Genomic DNA, 3,724 nt, shown 5'->3' on the forward strand with positions numbered 1-3,724 from the left:
TTATTCATGCAGTAAATTATTACACTTTAAATAATTGTACAATGATAAATATCAGCAAACTTTAGAGGCGGTAAAACAATTTAGTAATTAATCCAAGTGAAAAAAGAGGCTGCTATTTTTTAATGGAATTTACAAAAATTAATATGTAATGAGATAATACATAATAATTGACAATAATATTTGATTTTGAAGAGATATTTATTAAACTTAACTCTTGTTCAATCTTGCATAAACATCAATTCTGAAGTACATATTTGATGTGACTTTTTTAGCAATTATTATGTCTAAAAATTAAAGAGGTAAAAATATTTCACCTTTTTTGTAACAAAATGTAGCATGTGTGCGTATAACAATTGAGTAACCTATTTATTCACAATTAAATTCAGGAGACATTAGATGAGACAACTTAAAATTACGAAGCAGGTAACTAATAGAGAAACCGCTTCGTTAGATAAATATCTACAGGAAATTGGTAAAGTTGATTTAATTACAGCCGATGAAGAGGTTGAATTAGCACAACGTATTAAAGCTGGTGATCAATTAGCTTTAGAAAAGTTAACAAAAGCTAATTTACGTTTCGTTGTATCTGTAGCTAAACAATATCAAAACCAAGGTTTAACATTACCAGATTTAATTAATGAAGGTAATTTAGGTTTAATTAAAGCAGCACAACGTTTTGATGAAACTCGTGGTTTTAAATTTATATCATACGCTGTTTGGTGGATTCGTCAATCGATTCTTCAAGCATTGGCGGAGCAATCTCGTATTGTACGTTTACCGCTTAATAAAATTGGTTCTATTAACAAAATTAATAAAACATTTGCCTTTTTAGAGCAAAGTCATGAACGTCCGCCTTCTGCAGAAGAAATTGCTAAAGAATTGGATATGACTATCAACGATGTTAAGGAGTCTATGAAAAACTCTGGACGCCACGTAAGTATGGATGCACCTTTAGTTGAAGGTGAGGATTCTAATCTTTATGATGTATTAAATAGTGGCGAATCACCAAATCCAGATCGTGAACTATTACATGAATCTTTGCGCACCGAAATTGAGCGTGCGCTAGAAACATTAACACCTCGTGAAGCAGATGTTATTCGTTTGTACTTTGGTTTAGGAAACCAACACCCAATGACTTTAGAAGAAATTGGTGAAACGTTTGATTTAACTCGTGAGCGTGTAAGACAAATTAAAGAAAAAGCTATTCGTAGATTAAAACATACGTCTAGAAGTAAAATATTGAAAACATATTTAGGTTAGTAATTTTAAAAAATTATGACTAAATTACAGTAACAACAGTTACAAAACATAACTGTTCGTTTTTTGATTGATGAAAGAACCCTCGGCTGATTACCGGGGGTTTATTTTTATTCTATTTTAAATCTCTCTGTAAAGAAAAGGAACTTCAAAAAAGACTTTTCTATATTTGCATCAATTAAAATCATATTACATAATGAATTCAAAATTAATTGCACCTTCAATACTAGCAGCAGATTTCGCTAACCTTCAACGCGATATAGAAATGGTTAATAAAAGTGAAGCTGATTGGTTTCATATTGATATCATGGATGGTGTTTTTGTTCCGAATATTTCATTTGGCATGCCTGTTTTACAAGCTATTAGCAAACATGCAAAAAAAACTATTGATGTGCATTTAATGATTGTTGACCCAGATAGGTACATAAAAACTTTCGCTGAATTAGGAAGTGATATTTTAACCGTACACTATGAAGCTTGCCCGCATTTACATAGAACTTTACAGGCTATTAAAGCAGAGGGCATGAAAGCTGGAGTTGCTTTGAATCCGCACACCAATATTAAACTTCTAGAAGACACTATCAATGATATTGACCTAGTATGCCTTATGAGTGTAAATCCAGGATTTGGAGGCCAAAGTTTTATAAAAAACACGTATACTAAAGTAAAACAATTGAAAGATTTAATTACAAGAAAAGGTGCTTCAACTAAAATTGAAATTGATGGAGGTGTTACTAATAAAAATGCAAAACAACTTGTTGATGCTGGAGCAGACGTATTGGTAGCGGGAAGCTATGTTTTTAAAAGCTCAAATCCACCAGAAACCATAAAAGATTTAAAAGCCCTTTCTAATTCTTAAAACTGTTTTATAAAATAGTTTAATAAATCTGTTGTTGTTACTATACCTATCAAAACGCCACCATCTACAATTGGTAATGCATGAAATTCGCGTTCAGCTAAAATTTGAGCAACTTCTTTTATTGTAGTTTGACTAGTAACAGTGACTACATCTTTAACCATTACCTGTTCTATAGTGAACATATTATAAACAACAGATTCAACTGAATTATTTTCTTCATCAGGAGTTTCAGCAAAACTAATTCGCATCAAATCTGTAAAACTTAACATCCCTATAATAGCCTCACCTGAAACTACTGGTATATGTTTGATTTTATGTCTATTAAAAAGCATTTCTGCTCTTTCTAAATCATCTTCTCTTGTTAATGCTATAATGTTTTTCGTCATTATAGTAGAAATTGCTTTATGCTCCCTCATAGCTTTTGATTTAAATTCTAAAGTATCATTACTTCAAAATGAGAAAATATATTATGATATTAATAAGTAATATTTGAATCGTGTTTTAAGCGTTAAAATTAATTTAAAACTGTTTTATTAAATACTTTATCAAATCAGTAGTTGTTACTATACCGCTTAATAAATTATTATCAACTACGGGAAGTGCATGAAACTCTTTAGACGCTAAAATCTCGGCTACTTCTTTTATGGATTTAGACGAAGAAACACTAACTACATTTCTTTTCATGACCTGTTCTATAGTAAACATATTATACACCATCACGTCAGTAGAATTATCATCATCATCATTAGTTATATCAGCAAAACTTAATCGCAATAAATCTGTATAACTTAGCATACCAATAATCACATCACCACGCACTACTGGAATGTGTCTTATTTTATGACGCTTAAATAATTGTTCGGCCGTTTCTAAGTTATCTGTCTTTTTTAATGTGATGACATCCTCGGTCATTATCATTGAAATCGGCGCTTTTCGTATCATGACATTAAGTATTAAAGTTTAATTACTCTAAAAATATTAAACTAAACCCTAAAAAAGCATGATAAAAGTCATCCTATACAAACTTAATTACAACATTTATGTCATATATACAAAATTAAAAAACTCAACCACCTGATTTACATATAATTAAAATTGCACAAATTTGAACTACAAAGACCTGCCTTCTAACCTAATATTAGAACTTTTCAAGAATTTAAACTAAAATAAATTAAAAAGCCTAACAATATTAAGGAATGAACTTATACGAGTTTAATGCATTAGAACTAAATGAACGCATGGGAACCGCTAACCAATACGGTACTTATTTATATAACTATATTGGTTATGGAGAGCGTTGTAATTGTTACGCCATTGACAAGTTCTTTGTTAAAGTGCTCTAGGATGCGCAACATAATACAATAATCGGATTTAGAAGTTTTAAATCTGGTCATGGTCTTGATAAGTATTCTGAAAAGTTTTAAATAGGCTCTATGTAACAACTCAAAATCAACTTTCTTTAAAATCAAAATTGATTCTTGTTGTTGATTAAAAAACTTACAAATATAAACTCATAATGTAATCTAATTCTTTAAATTTGAACTATGATATCAAAAAGAGAAAAGCAAATACTCTTATTTTTTTTAAAAGATAAAAACAAGAAAAACT

5 protein-coding genes are annotated in these 3,724 nt (G+C 29.9%); 3 read left to right on the forward strand and 2 right to left on the reverse strand.

Features of this window, described 5'->3' with window-relative positions; translation table 11 throughout:
* The first annotated feature begins 396 nt into the window (after window positions 1-396).
* Window positions 397-1,260: a sigma-70 family RNA polymerase sigma factor gene (locus QZ260_RS04715; RefSeq protein ID WP_072402889.1), complete on the forward strand. Its 864-nt coding sequence runs from the start codon at window positions 397-399 to the stop codon at window positions 1,258-1,260.
* A gap of 193 nt (window positions 1,261-1,453) precedes the next feature.
* On the forward strand, window positions 1,454-2,116 hold the full coding sequence (gene rpe, locus QZ260_RS04720; RefSeq protein ID WP_295983333.1) for a ribulose-phosphate 3-epimerase: 663 nt from the start codon (window positions 1,454-1,456) through the stop codon (window positions 2,114-2,116).
* On the opposite strand, the gene QZ260_RS04725 is transcribed toward rpe, so the two are convergent.
* Both QZ260_RS04725 and QZ260_RS04730 read right to left on the reverse strand, forming a co-directional pair.
* The gene (locus tag QZ260_RS04725; RefSeq protein ID WP_295983335.1) at window positions 2,113-2,532 is read right to left on the reverse strand and encodes a CBS domain-containing protein; all 420 of its coding nucleotides are present in this window, start codon (window positions 2,530-2,532) and stop codon (window positions 2,113-2,115) included. The two genes, rpe and QZ260_RS04725, sit on opposite strands and share 4 nt — an antisense overlap.
* Before the next feature lie 103 nt (window positions 2,533-2,635).
* Window positions 2,636-3,058, reverse strand: a complete 423-nt coding sequence (locus tag QZ260_RS04730; RefSeq protein WP_295983338.1) for a CBS domain-containing protein — start codon at window positions 3,056-3,058, stop codon at window positions 2,636-2,638.
* Between the two features lie 254 nt (window positions 3,059-3,312).
* Between QZ260_RS04730 and QZ260_RS04735 the strand changes: the two genes are divergently transcribed.
* Entirely contained in the window at window positions 3,313-3,459 is a 147-nt protein-coding gene (locus tag QZ260_RS04735; RefSeq protein ID WP_295983341.1) for a hypothetical protein, read from the forward strand.
* The last annotated feature ends 265 nt before the right edge of the window (window positions 3,460-3,724 follow it).

Origin of the sequence: uncultured Algibacter sp., from assembly GCF_905480415.1 — a bacterium.
Taxonomy (GTDB): domain Bacteria; phylum Bacteroidota; class Bacteroidia; order Flavobacteriales; family Flavobacteriaceae; genus Algibacter_B.

What these genes read in the sequence shown, in the direction of transcription:
- rpe (WP_295983333.1), top strand. Translation starts at nt 1,454, where the DNA reads ATGAATTCAAAATTAATTGCACCTTCAATACTAGCAGCAGATTTCGCT.
- QZ260_RS04730 (WP_295983338.1), bottom strand. Translation starts at nt 3,058, where the DNA reads ATGATACGAAAAGCGCCGATTTCAATGATAATGACCGAGGATGTCATC.
- QZ260_RS04735 (WP_295983341.1), top strand. Translation starts at nt 3,313, where the DNA reads ATGAACTTATACGAGTTTAATGCATTAGAACTAAATGAACGCATGGGA.
- QZ260_RS04715 (WP_072402889.1), top strand. Translation starts at nt 397, where the DNA reads ATGAGACAACTTAAAATTACGAAGCAGGTAACTAATAGAGAAACCGCT.
- QZ260_RS04725 (WP_295983335.1), bottom strand. Translation starts at nt 2,532, where the DNA reads ATGAGGGAGCATAAAGCAATTTCTACTATAATGACGAAAAACATTATA.